This window comes from Glutamicibacter sp. M10 (assembly GCF_025452055.1).
GTDB lineage: Bacteria > Actinomycetota > Actinomycetes > Actinomycetales > Micrococcaceae > Glutamicibacter.
This window is the reverse complement of sequence record NZ_CP104918.1, coordinates 70,171-87,018: the sequence shown is the minus strand read 5'-3', so window position 1 is coordinate 87,018 and position 16,848 is coordinate 70,171. Positions and strand designations below refer to the sequence as shown.

Sequence of the window (16,848 nt, the reverse complement as noted above, 5' to 3'; positions counted from 1 at the left end):
CAATCCGCTAATCTTTCAGCATGACCTTGCACCCCGAAACCATCGCGACTATTCGAGACTCTTGGGCATCGATACTCGGCATTTCGGCCGAAGCACTGGAGCGGGGCGAGAATCGCGTTTATCGCGAAAAGAACGATAGCGCCGTACTCATGTTCGTTTCGTTGTTCGGCACAGGGATCTTGGTTGGCCCTTCATGGGCGATTGAAGCCGGACGAAATTTACCCGATTCAGATCTGGTCAATCACGCGAAACTTCTAGAACTCAGTGCTCCCTATGGAGGAAAACCTCTAGGGGAAGCGAAGTTGTACTACAGCGATACGGCCCCAATATTGCCTACCCCCAATGCAAAGGTGAGCCGTCTGCGAGAGCACGCCATTGATCTCGAAAAAGCCTGCCCATCCAAAGACATCGCAGAAGTCGGCTTGAGCGAGATGGAAAATACCTTCATCATGATTAGCGAATCTGAGAATGAGTCGGCGCCTATGGCAGGTGCTGGCTACGACGTGTGGGAAGAAAAACTGGCCCACCTCGGCGCGCTCGTCGCACCTGCCAATCGGCAAAGTGGACTCGGTTCTCAGACAGTTGCCATCGCTCAACAGCATGCACTCGACGCTGGCCTGATTCCTCAGTGGCGTGTGCACGTCGACAACGCAGCGTCCATCCGAACAGCTATGCGCGCCGGATTTGAGTATGCAGGGACCCAAACCACTGTAATTCTCAAGAGCTAGCGCGCAGCGCACATGGTTAGCTGGCGGTGCGCTTAAAGGCAATAGCTGCCAGTGCTGCGGCCTGATCTCCGAGTACCTGGTCATCAAAAATGACGCGCGGCGAGTGATTCCACTCCGTTTCCTTGGCCGTCATTTCAGACGGTGAGGTGAGCAGTCCGATAAACGTGCCTGGAACTTCATCGAGCACAAAAGCGAAATCCTCAGAACCCATCATTGGTGAAGGCATCACCGCTACGCGCTGTTCGCCGTAGATTTCGCGCATCGTTTCCAGCGCAGCGTCGGTCTCAGCCGGGTCGTTCACAGTCACCGGGTACAACGTTTCAAAGCTCACATCCGCGGTGAGCTCATGGGCTGCTGCCACGCCTTGGATGACTCGTGGCAACCCTTCTTCTAAGACTGCAAGGGATTCGTGGGACATGGTGCGGATGGTGGCCGCCAACTCGACACTTTCCGGGATGACATTGATTGCGCCGTCGCCGGTGTTCATGCGGGTAATCGAGAGGACCACCGGCTCGAAAGCGTTAAACCGTCGAGTGACAAAACTCTGCAAGGCCAGGACAAGCTCTGCTGCAGCGGGAACTGGATCCAGGGTCTGATGTGGTTGTGAGCCATGTCCGCCGCGTCCACGCAATGTCACGCTCAGCTGGTTTGAGCCGGCAGCTACCGGACCGCCGCGAGTTGCGAAGAGCCCGCGTGGACCGGGGCCCACATGGATGGCGTAGGCGGCAACCGGAGGTTCTCCGGCTACCGAGAGTAGTCCCTCTTCGAGCATGATCTTGGCGCCACCGTGGCCTTCTTCTCCTGGCTGGAACATGAAGATGACTGAGCCATGAAGTTCACTTTTCCGGGCCGACAATAATTTGGCTGCACCAACAAGTCCCGCGGTATGCAGATCGTGGCCGCAGGCGTGCATGTTGCCATTGGTGGATGCAAAGTCCAGATTGGACTCTTCGACGATCGGCAATGCGTCCATGTCGCCACGAAGCAGAACGCTCGGACCGGGCAGCTCTCCTCGAAGCACGGCGGTGACCGAGCTGGTGCGTGTGCCGGTGGTGATTTCCAGCGGTAGCCCTTCGAGGGCGTCGAGTACCTTTTGCTGGGTTCGAGGCAGAGTCAGTCCCAGCTCGGGGTCCGCATGCAATGCGCGGCGCAGTTCGACAAGTTCAGGAAGGATCGTTTGCGCGTCAGAGGTAAAGTCGGCAGGGGTCATGAGGCAGCCTTTCATGGGAAGTGTTCGGCGCGATTGCAAAGGCCATCGGAAGGGCTTCGTGATGATACATATGGCCGTGCTGATGGTTAAATCTTTAAGTATTCTCTAGTGAGAGCTTTAATCTGAATGATTTGAATGTGATCAGCACGCCAGCGACTATACTCCCCGGGATTGCCTCGCGAGCACTTCTCAAGGCTGTTTTTGTTGCATCTCACAACTTTCGCAATCAGGAGCTGAGATTCTCCGTCCACGAATCGAGGAGCGTGCGCAGTTCTGCTGGCTGGATGTCGCTGACTTTGGCCTGGCTCATGGCGAGTCCAAATGCGGCCCAGTTCAGATTCATATTCTCGGTTCGCACCAAACAGTTGTTGGCATCGATTGCTTCAATCTGGAACCAGCGGCCGATCAGTGGCTCCAACTTTTTAGCGCTGGCATGGATGCGTGCGCTGACATCTTGCGGTCCAGTCCCGCGCAAGCCTGCACGGACAAACCCTGCCGCATCACCACCTGGCACCGCGCGGGGCGCAAAGCGCAAGGCTCTGGGTGAAGCGTTCTGTGCGCGGTCTACGCGGAAACTGCGCCAATCATCGCGGTCCAGATCAAAGGCCACCAGATAGTAGCGGTTGCCCACGTTCACCAGTTGGGCCGGCTCTACCCTGCGTGAACTCTTTGCTCCTTTGGCATCTTTGTAATCAAAAGCGATTCGTTCATGGTCGCGGCAAGCCTGGGCAAAAGCCACCAGTACTTCAGGATTTACCGGATCCGGTGCGGAGTACTGCGAATTCAGTGGCACGGTGCTCGCAGTCAGTGCCTGCGCGCGCTTGCGTAACCTGGCTGGAAGCACGGGCACAATTTTTCCCATCGCCCGCAAGGCCGCCTCGGCCAGTGTGGAAGATCCGCCGTGCACGCTGGACTGCAGGGAGACCACCAGTGCTACGGCTTCCTCATCATCGAGTACTAGGGGAGGCATGGCGGTGCCGGAAGCCAACTGATAGCCACCGCCCACGCCACGATCGGCCTGCACCGGATACCCCAGATCGCGCAGTCGGTCGATGTCTCGGCGAACGGTGCGCAGGCTGACGTCTAGGCGTTCGGCTAGCTCGTCTCCGGACCAATAACGATGGGTCTGCAGCAGTGAGAGCAAACGAAAAAATCTGGTGCTGGTACTCATGGAATAAGTCTGCCTTGATTTAGGACAGGAACTGGCACTTTTCACTTCTACTGTGGTTATTACCAGCTGGAAATACCGGCTGCAGCTTATGCCAGGAGGCAATCATGAGCACCATGGCCATTACCAACACCACCCTGAATGGCGAACGCGCCGACCTATTCCAGGCACTGGCTAACGCACGGCATTTCCTGCGTTTCACTGTGCAGGGTTTGAGCGACGAGCAGGCTGCACAGCGCACTACCGTCAGTGAATTGACCCTTGGTGGTTTGATCAAACATGTCAGTGCCGTGGAAGGGCAGTGGCAAGAATTCATGGTCAAAGGCCGGGCTGCGATGGCTTGGGATGGCGCAGACTTCAGCGATATGCCTCCCGAAGCGCTTGAAATGTTCCTCAACGAATTCCGTATGCAACCCGGCGAAACCTTGGAAGCGCTTCTGGAGAACTATGCGCAGATTGCTTCTCGGACCGACGCGCTGCTTGCCCAGATAGATCTAGACACCGTGCACGAGTTGCCTGCCGCTCCGTGGTTTGTTGACTCCCAGTGGTCGGTTCGCCGAACGCTGTTGCACATCATCGCCGAAACTACCCAGCATTCGGGACATGCGGACATCATTCGTGAATCGCTGGACGGGCAGAAATCGATGGGCTAGCCCCTATGTAGGACATCTCGATGCGCTTGCGGTTTCCCGGGGTCAGTGCAGCACGCAACTCAGAATAATTATCATCGCGCTTACGCCAGTGGCCGGTCAGTGCTTTAGCCAAGTCCTCGTCGCTGATCCCTTCCCTCATCAGCTTGCGCAGGTCATAGCCGGAACCAGCAAACAAGCAGGTGTAGAGCTGTCCCTCGGCGGAAACTCGTGAGCGTGAGCAGTTGCCACAGAACGCATTGGTCACACTGGAGATCACGCCTATTTCACCGGCACCATCGGCGTAGCGCCAGCGGTTGGCGGTTTCTCCCGGTTCGGTTTTGGTCACCGGTTCCAGCGCCCAGCGCTCGTTGATCATTGAGACCACCTCAGCTGAGGGAAGAACCTCATCAACCTTCCAGCCGTTGGTGGTGCCCACATCCATATACTCAATGAAGCGCAGGATGGCCCCGGTGCCACGGAAATGCTCAGCTAGGGTCAGGATTTCATCGTCGTTGACCCCGCGTTTGACGACCGTATTAATTTTCACCGGACCTAAACCAACCTGGCGGGCCACCTCGATTGCTTCCAGCACACGGGCGACAGGGAAGTTCACGTCGTTGATGGCTTTAAATTTGGCATCATCAAGTGAATCCAGCGAGATGGTCACACGGTTCAGTCCGGCATCTTTCAGCGACTGCGCCATCTTGGGCAGCGCCGAACCATTAGTGGTCATCGCCAAATCCACTGGTGCACCTTCAGGGGTGCGTAACTTTGCGAGCATCGAGACCAGCTCGGTGATGCCACGGCGCAACAAGGGTTCGCCACCGGTCAGCCGAAGCTTGGTGACGCCAAGGGTTACGCTCACGCGTGCCAAGCGTTCAATCTCTTCAAAGCTGAGTAATTCCGACCGCTCGCGGAAGGCGAAGTCGCGACCGAAAATTTCCTTGGGCATGCAGTACACACAACGGAAATTGCAGCGGTCGGTCACCGAGATCCGCAAATCATGCAGGGGCCGCCCACGGGCGTCGGTGATATCCCCTGCCGGTAAAACTGTCATAACTACCAGCGTAACTGCCGCGGACTAACGGTGGAAGATCGGCGGGTAAAACAGCAAATCAACACGTAAAATAACGTATTTGAACGGACCGCGGTTGTAGCATGGGCACAAAGCTTAAGTACTGGAGAATTCATGCGTGTAACCTGGCCGCTGGCTGCCCGATGTGTGCTGGCAGGCACCGCTGCCGCCCTGCTCCTCTCCGGTTGCAGCAGTGATAAACCAGCTGATCAGCAAAGCATCACCATCTCTGCAGCAGCATCACTGCACGGTGCCTTCGATGAAATCGCCGAAGAATTTCGCAGCGAACATCCCGAAGTAAAGATCAACGGCATCAACTATGACGGCTCCTCAACTTTGGCCACACAAATTGTTGAAGGTGCGGACGTAGACGTGTTTGCTTCGGCTGACGAACGTAATATGGACGAGGTAACCGAAGCAGGATTTGGCCACGAACCAGTGATTTTTGCCAGCAATACCCTGGTGATCGCGGTGCCAAAAGATAACCCCGCCAACATCAAGTCGCTGTCCGATTTGGCCGGAGCCAGCACCGTACTGTGCGCCTCGCAGGTGCCGTGCGGTAACGCCTCACAGCAGTTGCTGACAAAGGCCGGGGTGAAGGTTAAGCCGGTCAGCGAAGAACAAAATGTCACCGCGGTGGTGCAGAAGGTAGCTGCCGGCGAAGCTGACGCAGGGCTGGTGTACGCCACCGACGTGGAGGATGAACCCGATCTGGCCGCTATCGTGCCCGAACGGGCCGATGAAGTGGTCAACAGTTACCCGATCGCCACCCTGGACGATAATCCGGCCGCCCAAGAGTTCCTCGACTTTGTCACCGGCGAGCGCGGCCAGCAGATCCTGACCGACTACGGATTTGGTAGTGGGGCTGCGCAGGGCAATGGCTAGCGACACTGGGCTGCGCGTCCCGGCTTTCACCCTCGCCCCGGCGGTGCTGGGGGTAGCCCTACTGATCTTGCCGCTGTTGGCCTTGCTGGGTCGGGCTAGCTGGTCCACCCTGCTTGCCGATGCCACCAGCGAACAAGCCCTGTCGGCCCTCTGGCTTTCGGTGCGCACCGGGGTGGCGGCCACCGCGTTGTGCGTTGTGCTCGGGGTGCCGCTGGCCCTAGTGATCGCCCGCAGCAGCCCGAAGATCGCGCAACTACTACGTGCACTAATCGCCGTACCCTTGGTGCTGCCACCGATGGTCGGTGGGGTGGCGCTGCTTTTCCTTTTGGTCGCACCAGCCCGATCGGGCAACTGATCGATTCACTCTGGGGGATCACCCTGCCCTTTTCCACCGCTGCCGTGGTGATCGCGCAAAGCTTTGTGGCGCTGCCCTTCCTGGTGCTCTCGGTGGAGGGGTCGCTGCGCTCGGTGGGCACCGGGTACGAACAGGCCGCTGCAACTCTGGGCGCCGGGCGCTGGATGGTGCTCACCCGTATCACCCTGCCGTTGGCCGCCCCCGGGCTGGTGGCCGGGGTGATCTTGTGCTTCGCGCGGGCCATCGGCGAATTTGGGGCCACCGCGCTGTTTGCCGGCAATGCTCCCGGGGTCACCCAGACCATGCCGCTGGCGATCTACACCGCGTTTAATGGGGCCGGCGCCGGACGGGATACCGCCGTGGCGCTGTCCCTGTTGTTGCTGGGAACCGCGGTGCTGGTGCTTTTGTGTGTTCGCGCTTGGCGTCCGGGGGCCATCAAATGAGACTGCTTGTTGATCTGCAGGTGCCACGCGCCGGCTTTGACGTTCAGGCAAAATTCCAGGTGCGTTCGGGCAGTACGCTGGCGATCATGGGGCCCAGCGGGGCTGGCAAGTCCACCATCGTGAACGCCATCGCCGGAACCGAGAAAATTGCGGGCGGGCGGATCGAACTTGATGGCACCATTTTGGCCGATGCGCGCCGGCACCTAGCCCCGCACCTGCGCGGGGTGGGGCTGCTGGGTCAAGCCCCGCACCTGTTCCCGCATCTGGACGCGGTCAAAAATATTGCCTTTGGGGCCCACGCCTCGGGGTTGGGTAAAACTGCGGCGCTGGCTAGCGCCCACGAATGGCTGGCTCGGCTGGGACTAGAAGAACTAGCTGCTGCGCGCCCGGCTGCCCTCTCCGGCGGGCAACGCCAACGCATCGCCCTGGCCCGAGCGTTGGCCGCCCGGCCCAAGCTGTTACTGATCGATGAACCCTTTGCCTCACTGGATGTTGAGGCCGCCATGGATATGCGCGCACTGGTGCGCGAAGAGCTCACGCGCACAAATACCAGCGCCATTGTCATCTCGCATTCGGCCGCCGACACCTTGGCGCTGGCCGATCAACTTCTGGTTATGGAACGCGGCCAGATCATTGACTCGGGAAGTGTGTCTGAAGTTTTTGCCAACCCGGTCAACCGGTTTATGCGCGCGGTGGTGGCCACCCTTCCCGCCAACCCACCAGGAGAACAGCGATGAAACGCCAGCCCGAAGAAGCTATCAGCGTGGCCGAACACAGCGCCCGGCTGTTAAGCCTGGTTCAGCCATTGGCACCACAAACCCTGCCGGTGGGCCCGGTACTGCACGGCGCGGTTCTGGCCAGCGACGTATTGGCCAGCCACCCGCTGCCCCTGTGGGATAACTCGGCGATGGATGGCTTTGCGGTGCGTAGCGCCGACACCGCGATTCTTACTTCAGGCAGCCCGGCCACCCTACAAGTCATCGGCGAAGTTCCCGCCGGAAGCAGCTGGGACCCGCAGCTGTTGCCCGGTCAGTGTGTGAAGATCATGACCGGCGCTCCCTTGCCCACGGCTGCCGACGCGGTGGCGCGCATCGAGGACACCAGTGCCGCGGTGGCCGGCTGGGATGTGTCCAGCGTGCGGATCAACGTGCCGGTGCCTAAAGGCAAAGATGTGCGTCAACGAGGTGAAGACCGCAGCACCGGCGAGCTGATCGCCCGCGCCGGAGATGAGCTCGGCGCAGCCCGACTTTCGGCCTTGGCCGCCGCAGGGGCGAGCGAACTGTTGGTGCGCACCATGCCCAAGGTGGCCGTGTTGGTCACCGGCGCCGAGCTACGCCCGCCGGGCCAAACACTGTCCCGCGGACAGATCCCGGAAACCAATTCGCTGCTGATTGCCGGGTTGCTCGCCGAGTCTGGCATTACTGCGGCCACGATCGTGCACTGTGTTGATGACCCGCAGACCGTGCGCGCGAAGCTTAATGAGCTGGCGCCCACCCACGACGCGATCCTGAGCACCGGAGGGGTCGGCCCCGGCGACTATGACGTGATGCGCAAGGTGTTGGCCGACGAGCCCGGCGTGTACGCCACCCGCGTGCGCGTACGCCCAGGCCAGCCGCAGTGTGCCGGACGTTTGGCTAAAGGCGCGATGATGTTCGCGCTGCCCGGCAACCCGGTGAGCGCAGCGGTCAGCTTCGAACTTTTTGTCCGCCCTGCCCTGCGTGCCATGCAAGGCCACAGCGTATTGCAGCGTCCCCGGCTCAAGGCAGTCGCCGCACTTGGGTGGAGGGCCGCCGGCAACCGCTTGCAGGTTTTGCCCATCGTCTTTGAGCATGGCGAGCAGCTGCGCTGCGCCCCGGCGGTTGCGGCCGGTCGCATCTCCCACTCGGTCGGTGGGTTCGGCTCCGCCCAGGGCTACGCGCTGATTCCGGCCGGCGTTGAAGAGATCCACCCGGGCGATACCGTTGATGTACTGCGGACCGGGCTATGACGGACGACTTTGACGTGCTTGTGCTGGCCGGCGGGCGCGGCACCCGGCTGGGCGGAGCGAATAAGCCCGAACTGCTTGTTCACTCCCAGCGCTTGGTGGATCGGGTCATTCTTGCTGCCCGTCGTGCCACAGTCGGCCGCGTGGTGGTGATCGGCGATCAGGTCACCGGCGCCTTAGCCGACGTGGTGTTGCGCGAAGACCCGCCCTTTGCTGGCCCCTTAGCGGCCATCGCCGCCGGGATCCCTGAGGTGAGTAGCGGGTGGTGCATGATCCTGGCCTGCGACCTGCAGCATCCCGATGCGGTCATTTCTGCCCTGAGCGACCACGTGGATCAGTGCGCCGCCGATGGGCTGGTGCTTCGTGATGCTCAAGGCTACGTGCAGTGGCTCGCCGGGTACTATCGCACCGCCGCCGTCGCTGAAGCTTGCGAAAAACTGGCCGGGCAGTTGGTTAATGCCCCGGTGCGCAAAGCGCTCGGCGCACTAGATTTGGCTGAACTACCGGTGGATGATGAAACCACCGATGACATCGATACCCCGCAGGCGCTGGAACGCGCCCGCCGCAACACAAAGGAATGACATGGCTGTACACCTGCCTCCCGAAGCGCTCAACGAATGGTTAGAAGCTGCGACCAAAGAGTTGGGACTCGACGCCACCGGCGTTGACATTGCCACGGTCTTGGATGTTGCCAAGCACGTTGCCCACGAGGTTGCCCGCCCGGCGGCTCCGTTGAGTACCTTCTTGCTCGGTGTTGCCTTGGGCAGCAGTAAGGGCGATCTTTCCGGCCTTGCCCAGCAGTTGGTTTCTCGTGCCCACCAATGGTCCGACGAGCATCCGGAAGATGACGCCTAATACGAGCCAGTGTTCGAATTTTTCGCTTCAAAGTTCTGATTTCTTGTTGTGGAAAACCCTGTAATCCCGGTCATTTTCGGCATATAATGAATATATGTTCGAAGACAAAGAAGTGTTCAGCACTAATGTCGAAGACGGAATTCCTGAGGGATCCAGCTTCGGTAGAACACCATGTCTCACGCCAGAAGAGCTGTCGTTAGTCAACATGGCTCTGCGCAACGCTGACCCAACTTTTTCGGTGATCGCTCTTGAGAAAGTTGAATCTCAAATTTCATTCCTCGGTTCGGTTCAGGCTCGTCTTGCAGCCCATATGGATGAAGGCAACGAGACATCGCCGGGCAAACCGGCCACGGCAAAACAGCGCGGAACAGCAAGCCAGATAGCCTTGGCACGCAAGCGCTCACCTCATGCCTCCCTGGCTTACGTTCGTCGCATGCGCTTTTTGATCTCGGACATGCCCTACCTGTTTTCCCGGTATCAGCTTGGAGACTTTGGCGAGAAGCTGATCATGTCAATCTTGAGCCCGCTAGAAGACGTCAGCCGGTCAGAGCGACAGGAGTTTGACCGGTTTTTTGCCGACAATCCTTCAATGTTTGATTCAGCTTCTACTCATGAGGCCCATGACATTGCGCAAAAGACCGTGGATCAGATCCGCGGGGAAGAGCGCGATGAAGAAATTGAACGCAAGGCGAAGCATCGTGGTGTTGCCTTCTTCAAAGGCAAAGACTGCATCAACATGAACGTGAAGTTGCCCATCGAGGTCGGTGTAGCAATTGAAGATGCCCTTGAGCATGAAGCCCAGAAGGCTAAAAAAGGCGGAGATCCGCGCACCATCAAACAGCTGAAGGTCGACATTCTGGTATCCAAGCTCGCCGGCCATCCCGCCGACATGCCTCTGCCCATCAAGCTCCACGTCAATCTTGTGATGACGGATATGGCTTTGCTGATGGACGGAAAAGATCCGGCGTCAGTTTCTGGATACGGCAGTGTTCCGGCCAAATATGCGGCCCGACTCTTTGATAGCTATAACGAGTTGGATGACCACACTCCAACTTCGGAACTTGATCAGCTACGCAGGCGGATCAGGGCATTTCCATCCATCCGGCGGCTCTACGTTTTGCCTAAAGGTCAAGATTTGGTCGCCATGGACTCCAAGGAACGCCTCTTCAAGGGTTCACTGCGTAAGCTGCTGGAACTCAGAGATCCTTACTGTCGGACTCCCTATTGCAACAACAAGCCTAGACAAGCAGATCACGTTGAGCAGCATTGCAAAGGTGGAAAAACCTGCTCCATCAACGGTTGCATGAAGTGCGGTTACTGCAATCTAGCCAAGGAAGCTCCCGGATGGACCGAAAAAGTCATTCAGGAAACTCCACACAAGATCAAGATCAGTCCACCAGGAGCAGTCGAGTACGAATCTACTGCACCTCCACTGATCGGGTTGGCCAGACTGGAAAGCAAACTCACCGAAGTGATTGAAACTCGGAAAGTTGAAACGATTCCGAGTGATAGTCGTCAATTCATCATCCGGTTCCCGGATGCCTCCTAAGATCTTCACGCACTAGGCGTTCATTGGTGATGCCCTGCCCACGGTAGACTCGACAACTATGGCTATCGGCGCGACTATGCACACTTTTGACGTTCAACTTGCTGATGTAGATCGCGGGGTATACGAGGATCTTTCACTGCGCGTCGCGCAGCACCCTCTGAGACCGATGCTTACATGATCACCCGAGTACTCACCTATTGCTTGGAGTACGAAGAAGGAATCACTTTCTCTGCTGGTGGCGTTTCAACTGGTGAAGAACCCGCAATTCTTGTCAAAGACCTCACGGGACTCATCACCGCCTGGATCGAGGTTGGCGCGCCAGATGCGCAGCGCTTGCACCTTGGAAGCAAGCGAGCAGACCGCACCGCAATTTACACTCACCGAGATCCAGCAAAGTTACTGGCATCTTGGCGAGGCAAGACGATCCACCAATCTTCTGAGATTCGGTTCCGATCTTTTGACCCCCAATTTGTTGATGAGGCAGTACGTTGCCTGACCCGTCGCAACACCATGTCGGTATCGGTCACTGAAGGCCAGATCTATTTCGAACTGAACGGAACAAATCTGGAAACCCAGATCAGCGAGCACATCATCGAGTAGTAAAGATTAATCTCCGATTCAACTGCTCTTGAATTGGAGGCCATCAGAGCGCGGAAGTATGGCCGGTGTTCATCAATGACACCGAAGGAAGTCCATCATGAAACTGCGCAGCATTACTTTGGGAACTGCAACGCTTTGCTTGGTTGCCTCACTGTCCGCACCAGCAATGGCCGCTGAAATCAAGTCTTCAGATTCTTCGCCGCTGGTAATCGGCCACCGCGGTGCTGCCGGTGTGGCACCGGAAAACACCTTGGAAGCCCTGAAAGCAGGAAGTCAGTCCGGAGCTGAATTTGTCGAAATTGATGTTCAGCTTTCCAAAGATGGGGTGCCGTTCATCTTCCACGACGGAACCCCAGCCCGCACCACAAATGTCGAAGAGGTTTTCCCGGATCGCGCCAACGATCCCATCACCTCGTTCACCTGGGACGAGCTCCAGCAGCTGGATGCCGGATCCTACTTCTCGGGCAAGTTTGTCGGGGCCAAGATTCCACACTTCGATGATGTTCCTAGCGTGCTGACCGGCGGCACCGGCGTCTTCATCGAGATCAAAGATCCTGCCTCATCGCCAGGCGTAGAGCAGGTTGTTGCCGATGCGCTGGCAAAAGACACCGAATGGAAGGCGCTGCTAGCTGCCAACAAGATCGAGGTACTGGGTTTTGACGCGGCATCCAACGAGCGTTTTGCGCAGCTGGCTCCGCAGGTGCCATTGCAGCAACTGACGGGAACTGTTCCTTCGGCACAAGAACTTGAGCACTACGCAACTTACGCTGATGCCTTCGGCACCAGCTACCGCACTCTGGACGCCGCTGGCGCGCAACGAGTTAAGGACGCAGGTCTGGGCTTGGGTGTGTACACCGTTGACTCTGAGGAAGTTGTCGATGACGCTTTGGAACTGGGCGTTGAGCGAATTACCGGTGACTTCCCGGCACAGATCGATCGTCACCTGAATGGCAAGAAAGTTTTCCCAGCCAATAACGGTGTGCTGATTTCTGATGCGTTGAACGATGCTCCAGGAAGTGACGTGACTCCTGAAAACGGCGAGTACGTTGTAGTGGAAAATACCGGTCAGCGGACCGTCGATGTCAGTGGCTACCTGATCCGCGATGCGGCTAACAACAAGCTGCAGATTGGCGATGGCTACGTATTGGAGCCAGGGCAGAAGCTGCGCGTGTACTCCGGTCCAGGTACCAACAGTGACGAAGCGTTCTACGTTGATGGTCCCGGTGTGCTGAACAATGGGGGAGACTCGTTGGCTCTGTGGGATGCCAAGGGCAAGCTCACTGATTTGTTCTCCAACTAGCTTGCAATAGCTTTTTGGGCAAAGCAAAACCCCGTAGATTCAATGAATCTACGGGGTTTTCTTGGCGGTGACGGTGGGATTTGAACCCACGGTACGGGGTTACCGTACACAACATTTCGAGTGTTGCACCTTCGGCCGCTCGGACACGTCACCAGACCTGATAACTCTATACCGAACCAAAGGTGAATACAAAAACGGAGGCCAGATATTCGCGCTGAAGTGGCTCGAAACACACCTGGCTGATGTTTTAGCTTCGTTTGCTCCGGAAGAATTCGCGCAGAAGCTCTGCACATTCTTGTTCTTTGACTCGTGAATAGACTTCGACCCAGTGGTTCAGTCGTGGTTCGCGAACGATGTCGAAGACCGAACCGCAGGCGCCGGCCTTTTCATCCCAAGCGCCAAAAACAAGTTTGGGGATTCGAGCCAGGACAATTGCTCCGGCACACATGGCACAAGGTTCTAGGGTGACCACCAAGATGCAGTCGGTTAGTCGCCAACCATCGTCGTCGCCGCGTTCTTCCAAGGCCCGGACCGCTTCACGAATGGCCACCACTTCGGCATGCGCCGTGGGGTCTTTGACCGCTTCGCGTTGGTTGCGTCCGGTGGCCAGAACTTGACCTTCGGGGAGAGGATCACTGCGCCGATGGGGACATCGTCTGTGGCTAGCGCGGCGCGTGCCTCACCCAGAGCAAGGTCCATCCAAGCATCGTATTCGTGCACCATAGTGCTTTTACTTTACGTGCTAGCGCGTGATTCCTGTTTCTTTGGGCACATCATTATCCTTTAAGTGCGGAAAATCGGGGATTTCTATCGATTCAACTATGACGGTGCTGATAGATTTCTACTTATGCGCGTACAGGTAGTCGACCACCCGCTGGTGGCACACAAGGTTTCAGTTCTTCGAGATAAGAACACCCCATCTCCGATCTTCCGTCAGCTCACTGACGAACTGGTCACCCTGCTGGCCTACGAGGCAACCCGCGAGGTGACGACCGAAAGCATTCAGGTTGAAACCCCAGTTGCTACCACTATCGGTACTGCAATTGCCAAGCCGACCCCATTGGTTGTTCCGATCTTGCGCGCCGGTCTGGGCATGCTCGAAGGCATGACTCGTCTGGTGCCAACCGCAGAGGTTGGCTTCTTAGGCATGGCTCGCAACGAGGAAACCCTGGACATCATCACCTACGCTGACCGCGTTCCAAACAACCTGACTGGCCGTCAGGTATTTGTTCTGGATCCAATGTTGGCTACCGGCGGCACCCTGGCTGAAGCGATCAAGTTCATCTTCGATCGTGGCGCCGAATCGGTGACTTGCATCTGCCTGATCGCTGCCCCTGAGGGCGTGGCCCGTTTGGAAGAAATCCACGGTGGCGACAACCGCGTGCACATTGTGCTTGCTTCGTTGGACGAGAAGCTGAACGAAAAGTCCTACATCATTCCTGGCCTTGGTGATGCCGGTGACCGCCTGTACGGTGTCACCCCACCGATCGTCTAAGTAGTTTTCAGCAGTAGCCCACAGGCCACGGTCACTAGACCGTGGCCTGTGGTGTTTGCTCGTCCGACTCGTCGACGTCGTCTAGCGGCAGTCGTACTTCGAACACGGTATTGCCCGGTTCAGAGGTGACCGAGATGCTGCCACCGTGCGCCTCGACGATGCTCTTGGCAATCGGCAAACCTAGACCGGTGGTGCCGTCCGAACCCGAGCGTGCGGTGTCTGCCCGGGTGAAACGTTCAAAGACCCGAGGCAAGAACTCCGGTGCAATACCTTCACCGGTGTCATGCACCTCAAGCACTGCCTCGTCGGTCTCGTCATCCTGATCTACCGTCACCGTTACGGTATTGCCTGCCGAGGTGTGTTTACGTGCATTGGCCAAGAGGTTGGTGATCACGCGGCGTAATGACGTGGAGTCGGCAAAGACGATGGTCTGCTCGGCCAGGGATTCGAATTCCCACTGGTGATCGCTGGCGGTCAGTTTAAAATCTTCGGTGATGTCTGCGGTCAGCGTGCTCAAATCTAGGTTGCTGCGCTTAAACGAATTTTCTTCGTCCAAACGAGCCAACAGCAAGAGATTCTCCACCAGCGATCCCATTCGGCTGCTTTGCTGCAACACCCGGTCAACGGAGCGTTGTCCGTCGGGGGAGAAATGCTCGGTGGCGGATAGCAGCTCGGTGTAACCGCGAATTGAGGACAGCGGGGTACGTAACTCGTGCGAGGCATCGGCAACAAACTGTCGCATCTGGGCCTGAGACTTTTCGCGTGCGGTCAGGGCCGTGGAAACGTTGCTGATCATCGCGTTCAGTGCGTTGCCAACGTTGCCCACCTCGGTTCCTGGCACAGCATCCTCAACCGGTACACGTTGGGTCAAGGCCACCTTGCCCGAATCTAGATCCTCGGCGGCCACCGACTCGGCGACTGAAGCAACACGTTTAAGCGAGGCCAGTGAGCGGGAGATAAGCCACGAGCCAGCCAGTCCGGCACCAGCAATCAAGATCAGTGCAATAAACAGGGTCAGCCAAGCCATGCCACGCAGCGCCATATCCGTGCTGTGCAACGGCAGACCGACGATCAGGATCCCATTGGACCCGGAGTCTTTGACCGCGACCAGGTAGTAGTCGCCAACGGTTAGGTGGGCACGTACGGGATGGAATTTTCCGTCTCCGTGGGTATCGCTGAGTTCTAGGTCCACCATCGGAATCGCGTCTTCTTGGCTCAGCTGCTGCAACTCACCGGTGCGTTCGTCGAGCACACCACCGTTGAAGACGTACTTGTCCACAAAGCGTGCGGTCAGCGTACCGGCGGACTGTCCCGGAGCGTCCAGACGTGAGTTCACCGCTGGTGCGCCTTGGGAGTAGTTCAGCGCCCGCTCGGTGGTCAATCGCAGTTGGCTATTGAGCTGGTCCATCAACGTCTGGCGCATGCCGGCGTTATAGAGCACACCCAAAAGTACCGAGACAGCCGTGAGTGAAGTGAGCAGGATCAGCAGCAGTTTGCGCTGCAGGGAGTGTGGCGAACCTACGTTGGTGCTGGGGGAGAAACGACTCATGCCGCCGGCTTCAGGACGTAGCCCACGCCACGTACGGTGTGGATCATTGGCTCTGCGTCAACGTCGATCTTCTTGCGCAGGTAGGAGATGTAGAGCTCGACAATATTTGCCTGCCCGTCAAAGTCATAGTGCCAGACGTTGTCCAAGATCTGGGACTTGGAAACCACGCGACGGGCGTTGCTCATCAGGTAGCTGAGCAGATCAAACTCGGTGGCGGTCAAGGAGATTTCGCGTCCCGCGCGGGAGACATCGTGCGAGTCCATGTTCAGCACCAGATCGCCGACCACTAGTTCAGCGGAGTCCGCTGCCGCGGCGCCCGAACGCTCAACCAAACGGTGCAGTCGGATCAGTACTTCTTCGAGGCTGAACGGCTTGGCGACGTAGTCGTCGGCTCCGGCGCCTAGGCCCTCGATGCGGTCTTCGACGGCATCCTTAGCTGTGAGGAACAGGACGGGGATTTCAGGGAAATGGGTGCGGACCTTGCGAAGTACTTCTGGGCCGTCAAAACCTGGCAGCATCCAGTCCAAAACCAGTACGTCGGGGGCCAGAGAGCGGGCGGTGGCTACGGCTTCTGGGCCGTCGTGAGCCATGGTGGCTTCCCAACCAAGCATGCGGGTACCCATGGAGACCAGTTCGGCCAGCGATGGTTCATCGTCTACAACAAGGACTTTGATGGCAGTGCCATCAGGGTGGGTGAGGCGGGGCAGTTGCGAAGGTGAAAACCGAGAATCGTTCATGTTTAACAGCGTCTCCTATTGCCTTGGGGTAAGAATATGTTTTTACTGTGCGCCAGCTATGACTGTATGTCGAGTTTATGCAGGATTTTTGCTAACGGGAGGTACTTAATTTGGTCAAGGGTAGTGATCGACGAATGATTGAAGTGTGGACTGCGTGTTGTCGTGAATGAATATTCACGCCCCTGAATAGGGTAGTCAGTATGTTCGGTCGAAGTAAAAGTCTTGAGCATATTGAGTAGTTAAGCGCTTAGATAGTCAAGAAATGTCTAAAGTGGTGTGTATC

Annotated in this window: 15 protein-coding genes, 1 tRNA gene and 3 pseudogenes; 12 read left to right on the top strand and 7 right to left on the bottom strand. The window is 57.7% G+C overall.

What is annotated here, in order from left to right; genetic code table 11:
• The first annotated feature begins 20 nt into the window (after positions 1–20).
• Positions 21–728: a GNAT family N-acetyltransferase gene (locus N6V40_RS00440; protein ID WP_262198504.1), complete on the top strand. Its 708-nt coding sequence runs from the start codon at positions 21–23 to the stop codon at positions 726–728.
• A gap of 16 nt (positions 729–744) precedes the next feature.
• Here N6V40_RS00440 and N6V40_RS00435 read toward each other — a convergent pair whose 3' ends face one another.
• Together N6V40_RS00435 and N6V40_RS00430 are read right to left on the bottom strand one after the other, a co-directional pair.
• Positions 745–1,938: a M20 metallopeptidase family protein gene (locus N6V40_RS00435; protein WP_262198502.1), complete on the bottom strand. Its 1,194-nt coding sequence runs from the start codon at positions 1,936–1,938 to the stop codon at positions 745–747.
• Positions 1,939–2,164: 226 nt separating this feature from the next.
• The gene (locus N6V40_RS00430; RefSeq protein WP_131090445.1) at positions 2,165–3,109 is read right to left on the bottom strand and encodes a helix-turn-helix transcriptional regulator; all 945 of its coding nucleotides are present in this window, start codon (positions 3,107–3,109) and stop codon (positions 2,165–2,167) included.
• 104 nt (positions 3,110–3,213) lie between these two features.
• On the opposite strand from N6V40_RS00430, the gene N6V40_RS00425 reads away from it, so the two are divergent.
• Positions 3,214–3,759: a DinB family protein gene (locus N6V40_RS00425; RefSeq protein WP_165477389.1), complete on the top strand. Its 546-nt coding sequence runs from the start codon at positions 3,214–3,216 to the stop codon at positions 3,757–3,759.
• Here the strand turns inward: N6V40_RS00425 and moaA are convergent.
• Entirely contained in the window at positions 3,719–4,795 is a 1,077-nt protein-coding gene (moaA, locus tag N6V40_RS00420) for a GTP 3',8-cyclase MoaA (protein ID WP_262198499.1), read from the bottom strand. The two genes, N6V40_RS00425 and moaA, sit on opposite strands and share 41 nt — an antisense overlap.
• Before the next feature lie 132 nt (positions 4,796–4,927).
• Between moaA and modA the strand changes: the two genes are divergently transcribed.
• From modA to N6V40_RS00375, 9 genes and pseudogenes are all read left to right on the top strand, one after another.
• Positions 4,928–5,698: a molybdate ABC transporter substrate-binding protein gene (modA, locus tag N6V40_RS00415; RefSeq protein WP_262198497.1), complete on the top strand. Its 771-nt coding sequence runs from the start codon at positions 4,928–4,930 to the stop codon at positions 5,696–5,698.
• Positions 5,691–6,496 (top strand): annotated as a pseudogene (locus N6V40_RS00410) (ABC transporter permease). The gene modA and the pseudogene N6V40_RS00410 overlap by 8 nt, the downstream one beginning before the upstream one ends.
• Positions 6,493–7,233, top strand: a complete 741-nt coding sequence (locus N6V40_RS00405; RefSeq protein ID WP_262198495.1) for an ATP-binding cassette domain-containing protein — start codon at positions 6,493–6,495, stop codon at positions 7,231–7,233. Before N6V40_RS00410 ends, N6V40_RS00405 begins: the two are co-directional and overlap by 4 nt.
• Positions 7,230–8,483, top strand: coding sequence for a molybdopterin molybdotransferase MoeA (gene glp / locus N6V40_RS00400; RefSeq protein ID WP_131090440.1), 1,254 nt, complete (start codon positions 7,230–7,232; stop codon positions 8,481–8,483). Before N6V40_RS00405 ends, glp begins: the two co-directional genes overlap by 4 nt.
• A complete protein-coding gene (locus tag N6V40_RS00395; protein ID WP_131090439.1) occupies positions 8,480–9,061 on the top strand; it encodes a molybdenum cofactor guanylyltransferase in 582 nt (193 codons plus the stop codon). Before glp ends, N6V40_RS00395 begins: the two co-directional genes overlap by 4 nt.
• Position 9,062: 1 nt before the next feature.
• Positions 9,063–9,335, top strand: coding sequence for a DUF6457 domain-containing protein (locus N6V40_RS00390; RefSeq protein ID WP_131090438.1), 273 nt, complete (start codon positions 9,063–9,065; stop codon positions 9,333–9,335).
• Between the two features lie 112 nt (positions 9,336–9,447).
• On the top strand, positions 9,448–10,884 hold the full coding sequence (locus N6V40_RS00385) for a hypothetical protein (protein WP_262198490.1): 1,437 nt from the start codon (positions 9,448–9,450) through the stop codon (positions 10,882–10,884).
• A 58-nt stretch (positions 10,885–10,942) separates the two neighbouring features.
• A pseudogene (locus tag N6V40_RS00380) lies at positions 10,943–11,484 on the top strand (YaeQ family protein).
• Between the two features lie 97 nt (positions 11,485–11,581).
• On the top strand, positions 11,582–12,784 hold the full coding sequence (locus N6V40_RS00375; RefSeq protein WP_131090435.1) for a glycerophosphodiester phosphodiesterase family protein: 1,203 nt from the start codon (positions 11,582–11,584) through the stop codon (positions 12,782–12,784).
• A gap of 62 nt (positions 12,785–12,846) precedes the next feature.
• Here N6V40_RS00375 and N6V40_RS00370 read toward each other — a convergent pair.
• A tRNA-Ser gene (locus N6V40_RS00370) sits at positions 12,847–12,937 on the bottom strand.
• Between the two features lie 94 nt (positions 12,938–13,031).
• A pseudogene (locus tag N6V40_RS00365) lies at positions 13,032–13,507 on the bottom strand (nucleoside deaminase).
• Between the two features lie 124 nt (positions 13,508–13,631).
• Between N6V40_RS00365 and upp the strand changes: the two are divergent.
• Positions 13,632–14,279 (top strand): uracil phosphoribosyltransferase, encoded by a 648-nt coding sequence (upp, locus tag N6V40_RS00360; protein WP_131090433.1) that lies wholly within the window; start codon positions 13,632–13,634, stop codon positions 14,277–14,279.
• A 34-nt stretch (positions 14,280–14,313) separates the two neighbouring features.
• Here upp and N6V40_RS00355 read toward each other — a convergent pair whose 3' ends face one another.
• Together N6V40_RS00355 and N6V40_RS00350 are read right to left on the bottom strand one after the other, a co-directional pair.
• Entirely contained in the window at positions 14,314–15,828 is a 1,515-nt protein-coding gene (locus tag N6V40_RS00355) for a sensor histidine kinase (RefSeq protein WP_262198487.1), read from the bottom strand.
• Positions 15,825–16,565 (bottom strand): response regulator transcription factor, encoded by a 741-nt coding sequence (locus tag N6V40_RS00350; protein ID WP_131090431.1) that lies wholly within the window; start codon positions 16,563–16,565, stop codon positions 15,825–15,827. Before N6V40_RS00350 ends, N6V40_RS00355 begins: the two co-directional genes overlap by 4 nt.
• Between the last annotated feature and the right edge of the window lie 283 nt (positions 16,566–16,848).

Excerpts from the sequence above, each read along its gene's own strand:
- N6V40_RS00395 (WP_131090439.1), top strand. The coding sequence starts at position 8,480 with ATGACGGACGACTTTGACGTGCTTGTGCTGGCCGGCGGGCGCGGCACC.
- N6V40_RS00355 (WP_262198487.1), bottom strand. The coding sequence starts at position 15,828 with ATGAGTCGTTTCTCCCCCAGCACCAACGTAGGTTCGCCACACTCCCTG.
- modA (WP_262198497.1), top strand. The coding sequence starts at position 4,928 with ATGCGTGTAACCTGGCCGCTGGCTGCCCGATGTGTGCTGGCAGGCACC.
- N6V40_RS00440 (WP_262198504.1), top strand. The coding sequence starts at position 21 with ATGACCTTGCACCCCGAAACCATCGCGACTATTCGAGACTCTTGGGCA.
- N6V40_RS00435 (WP_262198502.1), bottom strand. The coding sequence starts at position 1,938 with ATGACCCCTGCCGACTTTACCTCTGACGCGCAAACGATCCTTCCTGAA.
- N6V40_RS00375 (WP_131090435.1), top strand. The coding sequence starts at position 11,582 with ATGAAACTGCGCAGCATTACTTTGGGAACTGCAACGCTTTGCTTGGTT.
- N6V40_RS00350 (WP_131090431.1), bottom strand. The coding sequence starts at position 16,565 with ATGAACGATTCTCGGTTTTCACCTTCGCAACTGCCCCGCCTCACCCAC.
- upp (WP_131090433.1), top strand. The coding sequence starts at position 13,632 with ATGCGCGTACAGGTAGTCGACCACCCGCTGGTGGCACACAAGGTTTCA.
- moaA (WP_262198499.1), bottom strand. The coding sequence starts at position 4,795 with ATGACAGTTTTACCGGCAGGGGATATCACCGACGCCCGTGGGCGGCCC.
- glp (WP_131090440.1), top strand. The coding sequence starts at position 7,230 with ATGAAACGCCAGCCCGAAGAAGCTATCAGCGTGGCCGAACACAGCGCC.
- N6V40_RS00405 (WP_262198495.1), top strand. The coding sequence starts at position 6,493 with ATGAGACTGCTTGTTGATCTGCAGGTGCCACGCGCCGGCTTTGACGTT.
- N6V40_RS00430 (WP_131090445.1), bottom strand. The coding sequence starts at position 3,109 with ATGAGTACCAGCACCAGATTTTTTCGTTTGCTCTCACTGCTGCAGACC.
- N6V40_RS00425 (WP_165477389.1), top strand. The coding sequence starts at position 3,214 with ATGAGCACCATGGCCATTACCAACACCACCCTGAATGGCGAACGCGCC.
- N6V40_RS00390 (WP_131090438.1), top strand. The coding sequence starts at position 9,063 with ATGGCTGTACACCTGCCTCCCGAAGCGCTCAACGAATGGTTAGAAGCT.